The organism is Lactococcus ileimucosae, assembly GCF_943193185.1.
In the GTDB taxonomy this organism is placed as follows: domain Bacteria; phylum Bacillota; class Bacilli; order Lactobacillales; family Streptococcaceae; genus Lactococcus; species Lactococcus ileimucosae.
In genome coordinates this window covers 1-19,957 of record NZ_CALPDE010000025.1, presented here as the reverse complement: position 1 = coordinate 19,957, position 19,957 = coordinate 1, and the positions used below count along the sequence as shown (strand labels likewise).

15 protein-coding genes are annotated in these 19,957 nt (G+C 40.4%); 7 read left to right on the top strand and 8 right to left on the bottom strand.

Annotated elements, in window-relative coordinates; genetic code table 11:
- The first annotated feature begins 65 nt into the window (after positions 1-65).
- Positions 66-719: a phosphatase PAP2 family protein gene (locus NFR51_RS09460; protein ID WP_251713430.1), complete on the top strand. Its 654-nt coding sequence runs from the start codon at positions 66-68 to the stop codon at positions 717-719.
- A gap of 211 nt (positions 720-930) precedes the next feature.
- Here the strand turns inward: NFR51_RS09460 and NFR51_RS09455 are convergent, their stop codons facing one another.
- The 3 genes from NFR51_RS09455 to NFR51_RS09445 form a co-directional block, all read right to left on the bottom strand.
- A complete protein-coding gene (locus NFR51_RS09455; protein WP_251713429.1) occupies positions 931-1,338 on the bottom strand; it encodes a methylated-DNA--[protein]-cysteine S-methyltransferase in 408 nt (135 codons plus the stop codon).
- Positions 1,328-1,837, bottom strand: a complete 510-nt coding sequence (locus NFR51_RS09450) for a methylated-DNA--[protein]-cysteine S-methyltransferase (RefSeq protein ID WP_251713428.1) — start codon at positions 1,835-1,837, stop codon at positions 1,328-1,330. Before NFR51_RS09450 ends, NFR51_RS09455 begins: the two co-directional genes overlap by 11 nt.
- A 79-nt stretch (positions 1,838-1,916) precedes the next feature.
- The gene (locus NFR51_RS09445) at positions 1,917-4,346 is read right to left on the bottom strand and encodes a transglycosylase domain-containing protein (RefSeq protein WP_251713427.1); all 2,430 of its coding nucleotides are present in this window, start codon (positions 4,344-4,346) and stop codon (positions 1,917-1,919) included.
- Between the two features lie 134 nt (positions 4,347-4,480).
- On the opposite strand from NFR51_RS09445, the gene tyrS reads away from it, so the two are divergent.
- The 3 genes from tyrS (at position 4,481) to NFR51_RS09430 (ending at position 8,508) form a co-directional block, all read left to right on the top strand.
- On the top strand, positions 4,481-5,740 hold the full coding sequence (gene tyrS / locus NFR51_RS09440; protein ID WP_251713426.1) for a tyrosine--tRNA ligase: 1,260 nt from the start codon (positions 4,481-4,483) through the stop codon (positions 5,738-5,740).
- A 130-nt stretch (positions 5,741-5,870) separates the two neighbouring features.
- Positions 5,871-6,338: a hypothetical protein gene (locus NFR51_RS09435; protein WP_251713425.1), complete on the top strand. Its 468-nt coding sequence runs from the start codon at positions 5,871-5,873 to the stop codon at positions 6,336-6,338.
- A gap of 79 nt (positions 6,339-6,417) precedes the next feature.
- Complete coding sequence (locus tag NFR51_RS09430) at positions 6,418-8,508, top strand: cation:proton antiporter (protein WP_251713424.1); 2,091 nt, start codon at positions 6,418-6,420, stop codon at positions 8,506-8,508.
- 36 nt (positions 8,509-8,544) lie between these two features.
- Here NFR51_RS09430 and NFR51_RS09425 read toward each other — a convergent pair whose 3' ends face one another.
- The 4 genes from NFR51_RS09425 to NFR51_RS09410 all read right to left on the bottom strand — a co-directional run bounded on the left by NFR51_RS09425 (position 8,545) and on the right by NFR51_RS09410 (position 12,851).
- Positions 8,545-9,948: an MFS transporter gene (locus tag NFR51_RS09425; protein ID WP_251713423.1), complete on the bottom strand. Its 1,404-nt coding sequence runs from the start codon at positions 9,946-9,948 to the stop codon at positions 8,545-8,547.
- Positions 9,949-10,015: 67 nt separating this feature from the next.
- Positions 10,016-11,236 (bottom strand): tRNA uracil 4-sulfurtransferase ThiI, encoded by a 1,221-nt coding sequence (gene thiI, locus NFR51_RS09420; protein ID WP_251713422.1) that lies wholly within the window; start codon positions 11,234-11,236, stop codon positions 10,016-10,018.
- Positions 11,237-11,318: 82 nt separating this feature from the next.
- The gene (locus NFR51_RS09415) at positions 11,319-11,780 is read right to left on the bottom strand and encodes an HIT family protein (RefSeq protein WP_251713421.1); all 462 of its coding nucleotides are present in this window, start codon (positions 11,778-11,780) and stop codon (positions 11,319-11,321) included.
- A gap of 60 nt (positions 11,781-11,840) precedes the next feature.
- On the bottom strand, positions 11,841-12,851 hold the full coding sequence (locus NFR51_RS09410; protein ID WP_251713420.1) for a YeiH family protein: 1,011 nt from the start codon (positions 12,849-12,851) through the stop codon (positions 11,841-11,843).
- A gap of 363 nt (positions 12,852-13,214) precedes the next feature.
- Here NFR51_RS09410 and NFR51_RS09405 point away from each other — a divergent pair, with 363 nt between their 5' ends.
- Entirely contained in the window at positions 13,215-13,985 is a 771-nt protein-coding gene (locus NFR51_RS09405) for a hypothetical protein (protein ID WP_251713419.1), read from the top strand.
- 524 nt (positions 13,986-14,509) lie between these two features.
- On the opposite strand, the gene kimA is transcribed toward NFR51_RS09405, so the two are convergent.
- Positions 14,510-16,348: a potassium transporter KimA gene (gene kimA / locus NFR51_RS09400; RefSeq protein ID WP_251713418.1), complete on the bottom strand. Its 1,839-nt coding sequence runs from the start codon at positions 16,346-16,348 to the stop codon at positions 14,510-14,512.
- A gap of 363 nt (positions 16,349-16,711) precedes the next feature.
- On the opposite strand from kimA, the gene lysS reads away from it, so the two are divergent.
- Both lysS and NFR51_RS09390 read left to right on the top strand, forming a co-directional pair.
- Positions 16,712-18,202 (top strand): lysine--tRNA ligase, encoded by a 1,491-nt coding sequence (gene lysS, locus NFR51_RS09395; protein WP_251713439.1) that lies wholly within the window; start codon positions 16,712-16,714, stop codon positions 18,200-18,202.
- A 63-nt stretch (positions 18,203-18,265) separates the two neighbouring features.
- Positions 18,266-19,861 carry an NAD(P)/FAD-dependent oxidoreductase gene (locus NFR51_RS09390; RefSeq protein ID WP_251713417.1) on the top strand — a complete coding sequence of 532 codons (1,596 nt, stop codon included), beginning with the start codon at positions 18,266-18,268 and terminating at the stop codon, positions 19,859-19,861.
- The last annotated feature ends 96 nt before the right edge of the window (positions 19,862-19,957 follow it).

Below are 19,957 nucleotides of genomic sequence, written 5' to 3'. Positions count from 1 at the left end.
GTAACTAGCTAATCCTCTTAGCATTCAACACTGTGTTAGATAAAAAGTAAAAAATTAAGGAAACTATGAATAAAAAAATCTACTATAGCTTAGGTGCTGTAGCACTGGCTTTATTTATAATACTCACCATTATTGTGAAGCTCCATTATACTCACTCTCCAATGCCATATATCGATCCCTACCTGCAGGCTGCTGCATGGCATCTACAGGACAACACTTTTCTCATACAAGTTTCATCTATTGTTGCAGTCCTTCTAGGAGATGCTCTAGGAGCTGTAGTTGCATTAATCATTATTGGGGCTCTTTTTATCAAAGATAAAGTGTCAGCGATTTGGCTGGCCCTTGTTTCAGGGATAGCTGTAGGAGGCAATGCACTCATCAAGCTCATCATTGGTCGTGAGCGTCCAGAACTGCACCGTTTTCCTGCCTTTTTCGATCAAACCGGGAAAAGTTTTGCGAGTGGGCATACGACTTTTGCAGTCGTCCTGTTTGGTTGTCTCTTTTTCATCCTCTTACAATATCTTACTTCTATATGGAGCAAGTATTTAGCTGGTCTCGTGACTTTATTCCTAATCTTTTTAACAATGTTTTCTCGTGTGCTGCTTTGGGTGCATTATCCCTCTGATACCTTAGGAGGATTGCTTTGGGGCGTTTCCATTATCTGCTTTACTTATCCTACTTATCTTTACTATAAAAAACGTGTTCTTCAAGCAAGTTGAAAAACACTATATAATTTTTCCTTCGTCCAGTATGTGATGTGGTAGCAAAAAATCATACCTGTACTTGATACAAAAAAGAGGCGGGGACAAGAGACTAAAACAATAAAAAATCGCTCAAATTCGGCAAAGAAGAATGCCGTGGTTGAGCGATTTTACTTATACGATTTGGCTTGAAATCAGTCACATTCCGACTTTTATCTCAGTCTCTTTTTTATTTCATGTTTAACTTTTTTTCATACTCTAGAATTTTCTGTTTTATGTGTACAGCCTCCTCCTGTCCCATAAAACCACCCAAGCTGCCATCTTTACGAGTAACTCTGTGGCAGGGTAAAATTACAGGTAGGGGATTTCGTGCCAAAGCTTGGCCTACAGCTTGCTGAGCTTGAGGACTACCTACACGAGCTGCCATTTCCTGATAACTAATCGTGGTTCCTACCGGAATTTTTTGTAGTTCTAACCAAACAGCTTGCTGAAAAGCAGTCCCTCCACTTAATTCAAAGTTTTGACTATTAGTAAGTTCCTCATAGGTCACTTCTTCATGTTGATTGTCAAAAAAAACTTGGATAATTTGTCCCCTCTGATTACGTTTTACCGAAAGTTTAATTTCTTCATTCGCCACATGCAACCTCCTCCTCGAAATGCAAAAGCCATTGTTTTCTCCATATTCCCGCTGCATAACCCGACAGCTGCCCCGAACTGCTTTTTAGTCGATGGCACGGTATCACAATAGCAAAATGATTGGAAGCATTTGCTGCTCCAACTGCAATGCTTGCATTAGGATTGTCTATTTTTTGGGCAATTTCCTTATAGGTTTTCGTCTGTCCAAATGGAATCTGTTCAAGTTCAAGCCAAATCTTTTTCTGAAATACTGTACCTTGAAAAACCAAGGGCAAGTCAAATTCTCTCCGCTTTCCTAAAAAATACTCCTGCACTTCTTCTTCAACAAGGCGTGAAACAAAGGTCGGCTGTTCTTTCAGGTCTGCTCCTAGATTGTCCATTTTCTTTTTCAAGTTCTTCCGCTCGACAAATTCAAGAAGATAGAGGCTTTCATGATCACTTATACTCAGCATTTCCCCTATGGGAGTCTGAAAATGATTTTTATAGAGAACTTTCTTCATGTGCTTATTATAGCACATGAAAACCAATTTTTTTCTACAGTGAATCGCTTTCTTAAAATCAGAAGTCATCAAAGCTTTTTTATTTACTGCTCCCCAAAATCTTATTCCAAGCATCATTATAATTTGCCTCTGTACCACCGATACCAAACTTAAACTGTGTCACAGGTGCACCATTTTTCGCCCAATAGCTCGTGGTTGTTGGACCTGAAACCTTGACGTTCTTAAGCTTTCCTCCAGTCACCGTGCCTGGTTTTTGTCCCGTAGATTTGAGGACTGTACTCTTAATCACATCTGGATCCTTACTTGGGTCTGGGAATTTTTCTCCCGGCCCAAAGATATCCGGGGCAGCTGCTGCAATGGCATTTACTAAGTTGGCCATATATGTTCCATTATTTACAGCTGCTGTCTTGCTCGCCATAGAAGTATTGTCATCATGACCAATCCAACCTCCAAGAGAAACTGTCGGTGTAGAAAGCATGAGCCAGCTATCCACATAGTCGTTAGAAGTTCCCGTCTTACCAGCCCAATCTACACTGTTTGCAAGTGATGGATTAATGGCTTGCAAGTCTTGTAAAAAGTTAGTTGTACGTCGACTTGGCTCATAAGTCAAAACATTGCGCAGTAGGTTTGTAGTAATTGTAGAGGTTGCCTGTGAATAAACCCTTGTCGCTTTACTCTCGTGCTCGTAAATGTCTTTTCCTGAATCATCCTTGATGCTTTGTACAACGAAGTAAGGCTCATAAACCCCTCCATTAGCCAGAGTTTGATAGCCGTTGGTATGCTGCACCACAGTGGGTTCAATCCCTCCTCCAAGAGGAAGAGACTCTATATTGTAATTAGGAACCGAATAGCCCATTTTACTCATATACGGCTCAACACTATTGCCTGAGTTCAGAATTGCTTGATATGTCCAATGCGCAGGGATATTCCAAGAAACACCTAGTGCCTCGTTTAAGCTGACCATACCTGTTCCTGTTTCACCAACGTGTAAGATAGGTGTTCCATCAGAAAAGTTTGCAGGATAGTTACTGAGCATGCTTGCTGAACCAAGCAAGCCTAAGTCAATAGCCGGTGCGTAAGCCAGAATAGGCTTAATAGAAGAACCCGGACTACGTGTTGTATCAAAAGCATGATTGTTTTGATTCGTTGCATAGTCCAAACCGCCAATGAAACCAAGTACTGCCCCTGTCTTATTGTCCATTAAAACATTACCCGGCTGAACTTCACCTGTACCATCTTGTAAAATTCCACCGTATTGAGCAACTGCATTTTGCATGGCTTCATAGACGGCTTGATTAATTGTTGTTGTAATCGTGTAACCACCTGTTTGTAAGGCTTGTGCTGCCATTTCACGATATTTTTGTTTCGTGCTGTCATTGCCCTGCTCAGTAGCAGAAACTTCATCCTTCTTGATAAGATAGTCATATACATGTTTCAAAGCTTCATTATAAACTACATTGTAGAGGTAGCCGTGTGCCACAGAGTCTTGTGGTTTTGAAGGCAAAAACTCTTTAGATATATCAACTGCACGGTATTTTTCATAGTCGTCCTTGTTCAGATAACCTGCACGATACATATTGAAAAGGACATTTTGTTGACGTGCCAAGCCATAAGAAAGTAATTCGTCTGACTTAAGCGAGCCATCTGCATTATAGGGCGAATACACGATAGGGCTCTGAGGCAGACCTGCAATAAAAGCTGCTTCTGGCACGGTTAAATCCTTAGCTGATTTGCCAAAAATCCCTTGCGCTGCTGCTTGTACTCCAGCAATATTTTTCCCTTGATTATTTCGTCCAAAAGGTGAAACATTAAGATAATCTGTTAAAATTTCATCCTTACTCAAATATTGATTAAGCTGTAAGGCATATACAATCTCACTGGCTTTACGCTGGAAAGTAACACTATCTCCAAGAGACTGCTGCTTAACCAACTGCTGGGTAATAGTAGAACCGCCAGAACTTGTTCCCCCACCTAATGCCCCCAATATTCCACGGACCACAGCTTTAGGGACAACACCATTATTGGTTTTAAAAGTCTCATCCTCTGTAGCAATCAAGGCATCCTTTACATTTTGCGAGATTTGGTCACTGGATACATTTATCCTCACTAAATCACTAGAAATGTCTGAAATATTTGTGCCATTGCTGTATTTCATTACAGACACGCCATGAATGTTTCTAATTTGTTCAAGAAGTTCGTCTTTTTCTGGAACATCCGTATTTTCAACTAATCGTGCAAAATAACCTGCTCCTGCAGCTACGCCAAATACGCCCGTTAAAAGAAGAAGAACACCCAAAACAGCAACCACACCACGTCCCACCGAAAAAGCAGTTTGCCAGATTGTTCTATTTTCTTCGTCTGCATTATTGACCTTATCTTTTTTAGTTTTATGAGACTTTTTAAGCGCACTCTTGTGGTCCGCTTGCGCCTCTTTTGCTCGCTTTGCTTCCAATTTGGCCTGCAAACGTGCACGTGTACGCTCTTTGGATTGCTCTTGATCTTTTTTCATACTACATATTATACCAAACTTCCTTTCTTTTTTCGTGCCTATTTTTGCATTTTTTTGGTATAATGAGAACATTAATCTAATTACTGAGAGAAACTATAACGAAACTGTCAGTATTAACTAATTTAGGAGGTAACATGAATATTTTTGACGAACTAAAAGAACGTGGTCTGATTTTCCAAACCACTGATGAAGAAGCTCTTCGCGAAGCTTTGACTGAGGGCATGGTCAGTTATTATGTTGGTTACGATCCTACTGCTGACAGTTTACATCTCGGGAACTTAGTGCTTATCTTGACGATGAAGCGTCTGCAAATGGCTGGGCATAAGCCGTTTCCTTTGGTGGGAGGCGCCACTGGTTTAGTCGGTGATCCGTCTTTCAAAGACGCTGAACGTGGTTTACAGACAAAAGAAACAGTTGTCGAATGGGCGAATAAAATCCGAGCTCAGCTGGAACGCTTTCTTGATTTTGAAAATGGCGAGAACAAGGCCCAAATGGAAAACAATTATAACTGGTTTAAAGATTTGACCTTCATTGATTTTCTTCGTGATGTTGGTAAATACTACACGATCAACTACATGATGAGCAAAGACTCTGTCAAGAGTCGTATTGAGACAGGCATTTCTTATACTGAGTTTGCTTATCAAATTATGCAAGGCTATGATTTCTATGAGCTCAACCAGCGTCACGGTATTACCTTGCAACTTGGTGGTTCTGACCAATGGGGAAATATGACTGCTGGAACAGAACTCCTTCGCCGCAAAGCTGGGAAAACAGGTCACGTTATTACTATTCCACTGATTACAGACTCAACAGGGAAAAAATTTGGCAAATCTGAAGGTAACGCTATTTGGTTGGATGCAGACAAAACCTCTCCTTTTGAAATGTACCAATTTTGGCTTAACGTCAATGATGATGATGCTGTCAAAATGCTGAAAATATTTACCTTTTTATCCCTTGAAGAAATCGCTGATATTGCTGCTAAGTTTGAGGAAGCACGTCATGAACGTCTGGCTCAAAAAGTTTTAGCCCGTGAAGTCGTGACACTTGTTCATGGACAAGCTGCCTACGAGCAGGCTGTGAAAATCACTGACACATTATTTGGTGGTGGTGATTTGAAAGCGCTAGATGCCAAATCCATCCTTTCTGGTTTAAAGGATGTTCCAACATACCAAGTAAAATCTGACGATAATCTTAATATCGTTGAACTTTTGATTTCTGCAGGAATTGAAAGCTCTAAGCGTCAAGCGCGTGAAGATGTGACAAATGGTGCGATTTACATCAATGGTGAACGTATTCAAGATTTAGACTACATGCTTTCAGCCGCTGATAAGATTGATAACCAATTAACAGTTATCCGTCGTGGTAAAAAGAAAAACTTTATCTTAACTTATTGATTTGTATGGAAATTAAAGGACAGTAGAACGCTCATTCTACTGTTTTTTCTATAAATAAGAAAGACTATTTTATTTTTTCGCTGCAATCATGGTATAATAGCTCTAAGAACAAGATTATAAGGATAAAATTATGTCTGATAAAGATTTTGAACAGATGCTGAAAGACTTGCGTCAACAATATTTAGAAAAACAAAGCGATACAGAAAGAACAACTGTTTCTGACAAAGGCGAGGTTTTCACGCCTGTTTCACAGGAAGAAAAAAGAAATAAGGTTCTTGAAGCACTTCATCTTCTTGAAGAAAAAAAGCTTTTGCTGTCTAATAAACTTGATGATTTGCACCAGCAAGCAGCCAGCTATGAACAAATTTCAAAACTTAAGCATCAAATTGAAGCGCTCAAGCACAAGCAATCTCTACTAAAACAGAAGCTGGAATATATTGACAGCGGCGAATCTGACTTTGTAAAAAAAGAAAAGCTGAAACGCCAGTTGACAGAACTTGAATTGAAACGCTGTCGTGCCATTTTAAGTAAAAAGAGTTGCGACAAGATCGATCAGAAAATCAATCAAAAAAAAGATCTTTTAAAAAAAATAAAGTAACCTTATTCAGCTTATAATCTTATAAACTGTACTTTTTGTGTGGTTTTTTCTCTAAAATAGACAAAAGAAAGGAAAATCTGTGCTCCATACTATTTTTTATGTCATCGTTTTTCTTCTTGCTCTAGTTGTTTCAAATATCATCAACAAAGTTTTCCCAAAACTGGCTCTTCCACTGATTCAAGTCGTGATTGGGCTGTGTTTGGGCTTTTTGGGTGCTTCAAAACTTTTGCAGGTTGACCCAGTGTTTTTCTTAGGCTTTATCATCGCGCCTCTGCTTTTTCGTGAAAGTGAGGAAGCAGATATCAAGCATATCTTTAAGCATACGCGAACGATACTCATACTTATTTTTCCCTTAGTTTTTATTACAACAATCGGTTTGGGTTACTTGACACACTTCTTTTATTTTTCAGTCCCCTTGGCTGCTTGTTTTGCTTTAGGGGCTTCCTTGGCACCGACGGATGCCATTGCAGTTGCCGCCTTATCTGAACGTTTCAACTTTCCAAAACGTGTAATGAGCATCCTTACAGGAGAGGGACTGTTGAATGATGCTTCGGGTATCATTTCTTTTCAAATTGCTGTACTCGCTCTGACAACTGGAGAATTTTCTCTTGCCCATGCTTCTACTGACTTGGTTGTCTCTGCTATTGGTGGAGCTGTTGTTGGTTTCCTTCTTGTTTGGATAAAATCTTTCATTTTACGAATCCTTGAAGACGTAGATGCGCGAGATGTCACAGGTTACCTTATCTTAGAACTTATGCTCCCTTTATCCGCGTTTTTAATTGCTGACTTGCTTGAAGTTTCAGGAATTATCGCTGTAGTTGTGGCCGGTGTCATGCAGGCCAATGGTCTAAAACGGACGACACTTTTCGATGCTCAGGTAACAAAAGTAAAAAATACAATCTGGGATTTGCTGACTTTTGTGTTGAATTCAACAGTCTTTCTTTTCCTTGGTATAGAGCTGCATCAGTTGGTTTTTCCACTTATTGCAGATCCTCTCTACTCTACTTCTTCTCTCTTGTTAATGGTTCTTTTTTTAACAATAGGTCTCTTTATCCTCCGCTTTTCTCTACTGGCTATCTACTATCGCTATGTCTCTCTCCACCGTAATCAAGATTTTTCAGCCTACTGGAACGATATACTGCTGCTGACTTTTTCAGGCTCAAAAGGTACCGTAAGTATTGCGACTGTACTCCTGCTGCCACGCACAGTTGATGTCCCTCACAGCTTAATCATCTTCCTCTGTGCTGCTGTCACAGCGCTCAGTTTCTTAACCGGGCTCTTTGTCCTCCCCTTAATTGCAGCCAAGAAAGTCGTCAAAGTGGATAACATGGTTAAGATTTCAATCCTAGCAGATGTTGTTCGAGAGCTCGAAAATGACCTGAAACAGGTTCACAAAGAAAAGGCACGGCTGGGCTATAATATCGCCATCGATAGCTATCAGGACCGCATCCAAAAACTCATCATTGAGCAGGAGAGTTCAAATACATCTGTTGATTTTAACGAATTGCAACTCCTTATTGTTCGTCTTGAAGCCGAAGGGTTAGAGAATGCTTTGAGACAAAATGAAATTTCCATGTATACTTATCGGACTTATCAACGTTATCTCCACTCCATGGAACAATCTGTTGCCCATAATTTGGTTTCAAGTTTACAATATGCTTCCGCTATTTCGATACGTGTCCTTCATTTCCTCTTCTCAAGAATCATTCATCTGGACTTCAGTTTCCGAAAAACACGGCCAGATAATGCAATCACGCATCAGGAGATTACCGCGCTTTACTTTTCTAACACGAAGTTGGTTTTGCAAGCACTGGATAACTTAGAATCTGTTTATGATGAGCGTCTGATTCACTATCTTCAAGCAGAACGCCTACGTTCTGCAGAATTTGTCTCACGTGGCGGCTATATCACAGGGATTCTTCACCGTGCTCAACCCAATAATCTTAAAGAAATGATGCGTGCTTACTATTTAGAACGCAAGGCCATTTTTGAGTATGAATCGCGTGGCGAACTCACTATTGGTGAGGCAAAAGTCTTACGCCAGAATGTCAATACTTTAGAAGACTATTCTCTCGCGAGTAATCACCATACTTTGCTCTATGATTTTATTGAAAAAAGACGTAAAAAAATTCAGAAGAAGGCGAATAACACGCTCTCTGTCCATGAATAAAAAAACAGCTAAGCAAAATTTTGTTGCTTGGCTGTTTTATTTTTTTCGTCCCAACAGGCGCACTCCTGCTAAAACCCAAGAAATACTTGTCAAAATTAATGAAAAGAGGAAGGCCATCTGCATGCCGTGTAAAAAAGGTTCTGGATAATCTGGCAAATACGTCCTTACCCTATAACCGAGTTGGCTCGACATGGACAGAAATAAGATTATGGTTGCTATAGATGTTCCTAAGACAAAAGCCATATTCCGGATTAAAGAGTTCACAGAGCCAGCAATTCCTAAATATTTCCGTTCCACTGTTTCCATAATCAAGGCGTTATTGGGACTTTGGAAGGCTCCCATTGAGGCGCCTTGAAGTAGAAGCACTACAATGACCCACCATTGCGGCGAATCTACACGGATGAGGAGATAACCAATTTGTGAAAGTACAACACCCGAAATTCCTACAAAAGTAATCACTTCCTTATCGATTTTATCTGCAAGTGCGCCAGCAATAGGACTTACTAGCAACATTGCCACAGGGTAGGCCATCATGATAAACCCTGCTGTCCCAGGGGAATAGTCCCGATAATCCTGCAAGTAAAAGGGAAGGAGAATACTTGCAAACATGGCTACAGTAAAATTTAACAGTGACATGACAAGGCTCAAGGAAAAAAGCCTGTTCTTAAAAATATCTAAATCAAGTAAAGGTTTTTCTTTCCGTCGTTCACTAAAAACAAAACTGATAAAGAAAATGATTCCAAGCGCCACACTCAACAATATAAGAGGATCAGCCCAGCCTAGGGCTTGTCCAAAGTTTAAGGCCATAAACAAGAGGACAATGACCGCAGTCATCTGTAGACCACCTGACACGTCCACTTCACTTACAGAACCTTGTTCCTCATCCTCTGGCAAGGCACGACTCCCAAAAATCCATGCCACTATCCCTATCGGTACATTGATCCAAAAAATGTAATTCCAAGAAGCAACTTGTAAAATCAAACCACCAAGTGCTGGCCCTGCTATAGAGCCAACAGAGACAAACATAGAAGTGATTGACAGGGCACGTGCTCGCCGCTCAACGGGGAAAACTTGAGCCACAATGCCAAAACTTGTAGCCATAAACATCGATGCGCCAATAGCCTGAACCACACGTGCAAAAAGTAAGAAAGGAAGCCCCAAGCCAAGATTTAGGCCTGCAAGCAGTGAACCAACAATAAAAATCGTCCAGCCCCATCTCGTAACTGTTGTCTTTCCAATCAAATCAGCCAGTCGCCCAAAAATAAGAATAACTGCACTAATAACGATTAAGTAAATCGTAACTACCCAAGTAATCTGAGTTGTCGATACATTCAGCTCACGTGCCATTGTCGGCAGTGCAATATTTACAATTGAGCCATCTAAGGTAGACATCAGTGTAAACAGACCAATGGTCAGAAGCACTTTTGTTCTGTTTTTCATTTGTTTCCTTTCTCTTCCTCTATGGAAAGGCTAAAAACTTCATCAATGATACAGTCACTTTCAAAAATCAAAGCAGGTCGTAAAACTCATCTGCTTCTTCTTTATCCCAGTTTTCTCCTGTTATTTTACTCACCATGATTCCTTTAACTGCACGATCAACCATGCCTTCAACATCCAAACGTTTTTCATAGGCTAGAACATTATCCAGCTTCGGATTTGTTTTAGGTGATGGTGGTGCAAAGACGGTACAGCAATCTTCAAAGGGCAAAATCGACAGGTTGAACGTATCGATTTTTTCGGCAATGTCAATAATTTCAATCTTATCCATTGTGACAACCGGACGAATCACAGGTGTACTTGTGACTTCATTAATCACAGACATCGAACCAAGAGTTTGCGAAGCAACCTGCCCCAAACTTTCTCCGTTAATGATTATTTTTCCTCCCCGTTCTTCACGGATACGATCAACCACACGCATCATAAAACGGCGTGTTAACGTCATCAAATATGCTTGTGGTACCTTGGCTTTTATTTCTTCTTGAATCTCCGTAAAGGGTACTTCTATAAAGGTAATCGTCCCACCAAACACTGTCAACTTTGCTGTTAAGTCTTTAGCCTTTTTCAAAGCGCCAGGACTGGTATAAGGGGGAGAGGCAAAGTGAACGGCCTCTATCTCCACACCGCGTTTAAGCGCCAAGTAACCTGCCACTGGTGAATCGATTCCACCTGAGAGCATCAAGTGACCACGGCCAGCAGTTCCAACCGGCATACCACCAGCACCTTTAACTGTTTCAAAACTCAGGTAGGCACCTTCGAGTCGAATTTCAACACGGAGTGTAATATCTGGCTTTTTCATCTGAACCCTTGCATACTCAAAATTATCAAATACAGCATCACCTAGAGTCATGTTTAACTCCGTTGAGTCTTGTTCAAAGCTGTGGTCAGAGCGCCGCGTAGCAATTTTGAAGGTCATTCCTTCATGGTAAATTTCTTTCATCAAAGCAACCACAGCTGCCTTTAGCCCCTCAACCGACTTTTCAACCTTAATAGAAGCAGAAAAGTTTTGAATCCCAAAGACCTTCGTCAAACGTCTTGAAACTTCTTCATAGTCTGTACCGTTCAGTTCAATATGCGCACGATCACGCTGTGCAGTAATCTTCAAATCTGTCAAATCTGCAAGGACTTCTTTTATATTGTTAGCCAAGCGATTGATGAAGAAACCACGGTTTTTTCCTTTTGTTGAGAGTTCGCCATAGCGAACCATAATTTCATCATATGCGATAGTCATTGTTTAATCTCCTACTTGCTTCTGTCCAAATAATCGTCAGAAGTTGAATAATCCTCTAATTACGTTGTGACACTTTGGCAAGCTATTTCACCATATTTGTAAGTCTTTCAATCTCAGCAATCAATCTCTGACGAAGAAGCTTATGTTTTTTATCTGTGTATTGGTAGCGGTCGTCCGTCCAATGCGATTTATCATAAAGCCATACTGGCATTTTTCTTCGCTCCTCCGATTCACTCGCATATCTTGGAAACACATGTGCATGCAAATAGGCATCCGTATTTCCAAGAATATCATAGTTGATACGCAGGGGCGAGCAGACATTGATTATCGCATCTCCCACAATGCTCATCTCTTTCAAAAATTGAGTTCTTTCTTCAATTTCCATATCATTCAATGAATAATATTTTTCTTTTGGCAATAGTACACAATATCCCTCAAGAAATTGTGTGTCCCCTATCGCAACATAGCTTGCTTTAAGTTCCGCAATAATCATCGGATTTGTGCCATTCACTGCTGACTCAATCCTGTCTTCGCGCCAATCCATAGCTTCTCCTCTCTAATCTATATCATTGAGTACATTATATCATTTTAGATATTTATTTATCTAAGCCAATAATAAACGTATCAGAATAAGTGCAACCCCTACTTGGAAGATAAGCACGGCTAAACCATAAATTGCTAACTTTCTACCTGCTCGGATAAATTCCACCACATTTAGGCGCAGACCAATTGCTGCTAGTGCAATAAATTCACACCAGCTACTGATAAAACGCGCGCCTTCTGTCATAAACCTAGGAAACTGAATAAGGGTATCCAAGGTGCAAAAGAGGATAAATCCCACAACATACCAGGGGAGAAAAGTTTGGCGTTTGATCTTTAAGTGCCCCTCTGCCTGCTGTTTCAATCCGCCTGCTGGTTGACGCGCTTGGTAGGAAAAATAGAGCACAACAAAGACCAGCATGATGATACGCATGATTTTAAATAATGTTGCTAGTGTTGTCGTTCCTAAATTTACCATGGTCGCCGAAGCCACAACTTGACCAACGGACTGAACCGTCCCACCAATCAAAGCACCACGTAAAAAGTCATTTTCTCCCAATAACCAAGTCCCTAAGACCGGTAAAAGGAGCATTAAAAAGGTTCCCATCAAGTTAACCATCGTTATTGCCGTACGCTTATCCTTGTCCTCTGCACCAATGACTGGCTCAACCGCCGCAATGGCCGAGGAACCACAAACAGCATTTCCGGAGGCCATAAGTGCATTAACTTTAGATGAAAAGCCTAGTTTTTTCCCGATAAACATGACAAAGACAATTGTAAGCACCATTTGTAGAAGAATGAAGCTTATACCACTCCAGCCTAACTTTTGTATCGTTTGAAAGGTAACAGTCGCTCCTAAAAACATTACTGAAAATTCAAGAAGTTTCTTTTCTGACCAAGCCGTACCTGCAAAGAGGACCGGTTGTTTGAAGTAAACATTTCCCAAAATAATTCCCAATAAAATAGCAATGGTTGCTGCGCCCAGTCCTTTAAAAACAAAGAGATTTAAAAAGTAACTGACTAAGGCAACCACAAAACTGAGCCCTAAACCAGGTATAATCTTCTTATTTAACATGAAAACTATTATAGCAGAAATCGAAATTGATTTGTAAAAGCAGCGCACAAAAAGCTGTATGCCAAATTTGGCACACTTATTATCTGATTTTAAAACAGCCGTCCATGTAATCTATACAAGAGAAAACTCGCTTTCTACATTTTTTAATTATGATTTCAGGCTTAAGAGAAAAACACATAGTGTAGCATAAATTTTGACTTAAAGGTTTTAGGGCTTTTATAATGAAAAGAGTTATAAATATGCAAGAAAGGAGTTATAGAGTTTCACTTTACACTTTTAAATATTGGCTTGTATAGAAAGTAGCCAATATTATCAGTAAACAAATAGAGAAAAGAGGTTTTGCTAATGAAAAACATCAAATTTATGATTATAATCTTATTCTTTTCAGCCTTGCTTGGCTATGGTGTGAGAACCAAAGCAGAGAATACTGTCGCCCCAGATATAAAGTTAGATAAAGATGGTGATGTTCATCTTTTTATTCCAAAAGATGCAGATAAAGTATTCACTAATGAAAGTGATAAAGTTAAATATGAAGTTAAAAAAGGGGCTACTCTAAGCGCAGAAACAAATAAAACAGAGACTTTTACTGTACCTGTTGTTGTTGAATCTGAAATTACTAATGCTGGTGAAGATGTCACAGAAGGAACCACTACTTATACCTCAGAGTTAAATCAGGCTGAACAAGATACAAGCCAATCAATAGATAACTTCTCCCTTACTTCTACTTTACCGAATATTTTTGGCAAAAAAGTCTCTGCCGCTAGTCAAAATAGAGTGATGTGGAATCGAACTGCAGCTGTTAGATTTCATGTGACAATAACTTGGGTAGTTTCAGGGGGGAATGTTCGCCTTACACGAGTTACAGGTGGTTATACAAATTATGATAATAGAACCTTAGTCACTCGTTCTAGCGTCACCACCGCAACTCTTGGTCCGAGAGGAGCAGCTACTGGCGGCTTCTTGAACCAAGTAAATACTGTCAATCTTGCTTCAAATCGTTCTTGGGCTGTCAATCGAAACTATTCTTATGTAAAAATCCTTTCCGGTTCTACTTATGTCGGAGCGACTTATAATGCAACATTAAGACGTGGAAATTCAACATGGAACTTTTCTACAACTAACCGTGCCTATTAAGTCAAAAAGAAAGAACAAACCATGAATAAAATTAAAATAAAACCCAGACTCCTCATATTCTTGTTCCTCGCTTGGTTTACTTCCATGTTTTTACCAAGTGCGCTCAACAGAGTAAAGTTCTCAGAAACTTTGGGGTTGGAGCGTATTTATGAAAATTTCTTCTACCTGCTCTTTCATCAAGAAATAGCTGTAGGTCTTGCTCTCCTTCTACTTCTATCCCTCGTTTTCTTTCTCTCTTTAAAAAAAGAAAGAGGGACACATTTCATAGTTCTAGCTTGTCTCATTTTATATGCTGGTTACTTCATTATATACCTCCCTCTGGTTATGGCTATTGACAATCATGTTCAGCCTCATCAACTTCGGGGATTTACTGAATTTTTCTGGCTTTTCTATGATTATGGTTACATCGTGTCTGTCTGCCTTGGTCTCCTTTTCTTGCTCTGTCTTTTTAAGTATTCTCTTGACTTCAAAGAAAAAAGCGCTCCGGCTAGCCAAAAGTTGCTAGAGTGAACGCTTAATATTATTTATTTTTTCAAATGGTAGTTGTAGCTGGCAAGAATAATGTCCTCGTGAGAGTTCAGGTAATAACGCAAGCGTAAGCCTGTCTGGTTGTGGAAAATATTTTGCCAGGGTTTCGATGGAATAAATGTCGGAATCAAGACTGTTGTCGTATAGTTATGTGCCTTAGCTTGTTTTGCAGCCAAGTTGATAAAGCGAACAGCGGGTGTGATAATGCTACGATAGCTTGTATGTACGACGGTCAGCTTAATATCTGGAAATGTTTCGTTGAAATCTCTTTCAATTTCTGCTTCTTTTTCCGTGTCTTCTTTTGTCGACACGTGGAGAGCAATGAGATAATCTCCCACAGAACGCGCATAGTTAATCGCACCGATATCCACATTTGTCACATTTCCAACTAGGACGATTACGGTATTCCCATCAAATTTATGTTCGGCTGTTTCTTTACGCAAGCGTAACTGCTCCGCCACATTCATATAATGATTATGGATACGGATAAAGCAGAAAATTAAAAGCGGCAAAACGACAAAGAAAGGCCAGATTTCACCAGCACGGAAAATCAGCAGTATCATGACAACAACAAAGGATATAAATGCACCAATGATGTTTGGGATGGAGTGCAAGAGGAACTTATTTCCCAGTTTCTTACGCCAGTGCACAACCATACCAACTTGCGCGAGAGTAAACGGCGTGAACACACCAATAGCATAAAGAGGAATCAGTCTATCGGTTTGCCCGTCAAAGATAAACAGGAGGATGACTGCCCCAATGGCAAGGCTAATGATACCATTTGAATAGCTCAAACGCGTACCACGCGCCGTGAACAAATGCGGCATATATTTTTTCTTAGCCATATTAAAAGCAAGCATTGGGAAAGCCGAATAACCTGTGTTTGCTGCTACTGCTAAAATTAAAGCTGTTGCAATTTGGAAAATAAAGAAGAAAGCATGGCCAAAAACACTGTCGCCAAAGATTTTTTGTGCCATTTGTGCAATGATGGTTACATCAGCACGTGGTGTCAAGCCTAGCCAATAAGCAAAGAAGATAACACCACTAAAGAAAGCTGCCAAAATAATCCCCATCATCACCAAAGTTTTAGCGGCATTTTTTTCTTTCGGCTGCTTAAAGAAAGGTACAGCATTAGAAATAGCTTCTACCCCTGTCAAAGATGAAGAACCTGTGGAGAAGGCTTTAAGCAAGAGAATGAGCGAAACACCTCCAACTGTTGCTCCGATATGCGCAGGCGCTTGATAAGGCAAGCTTCCGGCGAAGATGCGAAAGATACCCACACCTAGGAGAGCAACAGTTGCAAGGATAAAGGTATACACAGGAATCATCAGAAAGGCTGCCGACTCGCGAAGTCCTCGCAAGTTCATCAGCATAAGCAATAAGGCCAAGCCCACTGCAATTTGTAAGTTATACTGATGAAGTTCTGGCAAGGCTGAGGTAATTGCATCCGCACCAGAAGCTGTGGATACAGCAACAGTTAACATATAGTCAACCAGTAATGAGCCTCCAGAAATCAACCCTGGGATAGTCCCAAGATTCTCTGTTGAAACCAAGTAAGCACCCCCACCTGATGGATAGGCATGAATAACCTGTGTATAGCTTCCAATCAAGGCAAACAGTAAAACCAAGATAATTAACGCAATAGGTACAGAATACCAAGAAGCACTTGCCCCTACGGCTACGAGTACTAAAAGAATTTGCTCAGGTCCATAAGCGATTGATGACAAGGCATCTGACGATAACATGGCCAAAGCCTGTAATTTGGTCAGCAAATGCGAATCACCTACGGTAGATTTTAAAGACTTACCAATTAAAAGCTCTTTGACTTTTTTCAAAACGCAACTCCTATAGAATAAATAAAATCTTTAAGTTGGATTTATCTGGCTTAATTCAGTCTAGGCTTGACTTTCCTAGCATAATACTGCCTCTCCAATATAACTCAACCATTGTAGCATTTTTTTATTGATTTTAGTAGTATTTTTATGTTTGGTTTCAGTAACAAATGCATATCAAGAACAGCTTGCTCACAAATATACAGCTCCTTATACTTTCATGCCAAATTTACGAAAAACTTATGTTGCAAAAAGTGGCTCTATCTTTGGCCTAAAACATTTTTCAAAAACATGTTTATAGGCTATCAAAAGCAGTAAAATTATGCTAAAATATGAATGATATAAACTTTTTTTATAGGAGAAAACATTTTGGCTGAAATTATTGAAGAACTTAATGACCAAATGAAGGTGCGGCGTGAAAAAATGGAAGCATTGCGCGAGGCAGGCATTGATCCATTCGGACACCGATTTGTTCGTACACATAACTCTGCAGAATTACATGCGGAATACGATGAAAATACTAAAGAAGAGTTACAAGAAAAAGACTTGCATGCAACAATCGCTGGCCGTCTGATGACAAAGCGTGGTAAAGGTAAAGTAGGTTTTGCCCACCTCCAAGACCGCGAAGGACAGATCCAGATTTACGTGCGTAAAGATGAGGTCGGCGAAGAAAACTATAAAATCTTCAAGCAAGCTGACCTCGGTGATTTCCTTGGTGTTGAAGGGCAAATCATGAAAACAGATATGGGTGAGCTTTCGATTAAAGCCAGCAAACTGACTTTCTTGTCTAAAGCACTTCGCCCATTGCCAGAAAAATTTCACGGCCTTACAGATACGGAAACACGTTACCGTAAACGCTACTTGGACTTGATTTCAAACAGAGAAAGCTTTAACCGTTTTGTTACGCGTTCTAAAATCATCAGCGAAATCCGCCGCTATATGGACGGACGGGGTTACCTTGAAGTTGAAACACCTGTTTTAAACAATGAAGCCGGCGGTGCTGCTGCCCGTCCATTCTATACACACCACAACTCATTAAACATTGATATGGCGCTCCGTATTGCAACAGAATTGCACTTGAAACGCTTAATCGTCGGTGGTATGGAAAAAGTTTATGAACTCGGTCGTGTCTTCCGTAACGAAGGAATGGATATGACACACAATCCTGAGTTTACAACGATGGAATCCTATGAGGCCTATGCTGATTTTGATGACATTATGGACTTGACTGAAGGTATTTTCCAGCATGTTGCCCACACTGTGCTTGGTAAAGATATTATTGAGTATGATGGTAAAGAAATCAATGTAGGAGGCAAATTTGCACGTGTCCACATGGTTGATGCAATCAAAGAGCAAACAGGGGTAGACTTCTGGAAAGACATGTCCTTTGAAGAAGCTGTTGCTCTAGCTAAAGAACATGATATCTATGTTGAAAAACATTTCACAAGTGTCGGACACATCATTAATGAATTCTTCGAAAAATATGTTGAAGATACATTGGTTCAACCAACATTTGTTTTTGGACATCCAAAAGAAATTTCACCATTGGCTAAAATGAATGAAGAAGATCCTCGTTTTACAGATCGTTTTGAACTCTTCATCAACGGTAAAGAATACGCAAATGCTTTCTCTGAGCTCAACGACCCTATCGATCAGTTGGAACGTTTTGAAGCACAGGCTAAAGCAAAAGAACTTGGTGACGATGAAGCAACTGGCGTGGACTATGACTATGTAGAAGCCTTGGAACACGGTATGCCACCAACAGGGGGGCTTGGCATCGGTATTGACCGTCTCGTCATGCTCTTTACTGGAACAACATCTATCCGCGATGTCCTCCTCTTCCCAACAATGAAATAAAAAGAAAAATCCAGTTTTTAGCTGGATTTTTTCCAATCACAGTATTTAGATTAAGAGAATAAAATGCTAAGAATATCTCAAATAAAAACTTCCATTGATGAGCCAGTAGAAAAAGTGAAAGAGCTCCTCTTGAAAAAATTAAAAATCCAAGAGTCCGACTTGATAAGCTATCGCATTTATAAAGAATCGATTGATGCCCGACATCGTGGAGAAATTAACTTTATTTACACCGTTGATGTTGAAGTTAAAAATGAAGTAAAAATCCTCAAAAGAAAAATCAAAAATGTTTCTCCCTCGCCAGATTTAAAGTATAAAAATCCCCAACCAGGGACTGAACCTATGGCTCATCGACCTCTTGTTATAGGCTTTGGTCCAGCTGGTATGTTTTCTGCTCTCCTTTTAGCTCAGATGGGCTACCGCCCGATTGTTCTCGAACGGGGGCAAAAAGTTGAAGAACGGGTGAAATCTATCGAGGACTTCTGGAAAAAGGGGAAACTCAACCCTGCTTCAAACGTCCAGTTTGGTGAAGGGGGAGCAGGGACATTTTCTGATGGGAAACTCACTTCTCGTGTTCGGGACCTACGCGGTCGTAAGGTCTTAGAAGAATTTGTCAAGGCAGGTGCACCAGAGGATATCCTTTATAAAGCTCATCCCCACGTTGGTACAGACTTACTCCGTGACATTGTGAAAAATATTCGTGAACAAATTATCGCTCTTGGTGGCGAGGTTCTTTTTGACAGTCAGGTTGCCTCCTTCCTCATTGAAAAGAATAAACTTCAAGGCATCGTTCTAAAAAATGGGCAGAAAATCTTCTCCAATCACGCTGTTTTAGCTATTGGGCACAGTGCACGAGATACTTTTTCAGAACTTTATGACAAAGGGGTTAACATGACAGCCAAACCCTTTGCTGTCGGTGTACGTATCGAACATCCTCAAAGCTTGATTAACAAAGCGCAATACAAAGAATTTGCTGAACATCCACGGCTTGGAGCAGCCGAGTATCGATTGACACATAAGGCAAGCTCTGGGCGCGGCGTTTATACTTTCTGTATGTGCCCAGGAGGCCTTGTTGTACCAGCAGCATCCGAGGAGGGACGACTGGTCACAAACGGGATGAGCGAGCACGCACGTTCTGAGGAAAACGCCAATAGCGGTCTTCTGGTTCAAGTCTTTCCTGAAGATTTTGGACAGGATCATCCATTAGCTGGGGTAGAATTCCAACGTAAGCTTGAAGAAAAAGCCTTTGCCTTAGGTGGGAAAACCTACCAAGCACCTGCTCAGTTGGTTGGCGACTTTCTAGAAGGCAAAGCTTCTACCCATGTAGGACAAGTTACGCCTTCTTATGCTCTCGGAGTTACTCCAACAGACCTGAGCCAACTGTTCCCCGAATACATTACTACTTCCATGAAAGAAGCACTTCTTGGATTTGATAAAAAAATCGAAGGCTTTGCCATGCATGATGCTGTTATGACTGGCGTAGAATCGCGTTCCTCTTCACCCGTCCGCATTAACCGTGATGAAGAAAGCTTCCAGTCGCTTTCAACAGAAGGGCTTTATCCATCTGGTGAAGGGGCTGGCTTTGCCGGCGGTATCGTTTCCGCTGCTATCGATGGTCTCAAGTGTGCTGAGCAAATGATTTCTACTTTTGCTCGACCATAAAAAAGAAAAAAAGCATGATTGAACAGCTCCTGTTAAAATGGACAAGAAATAAAAAAATATTTCGTCCATTTTAACAAGGAGCTTTTCTCATGCGTA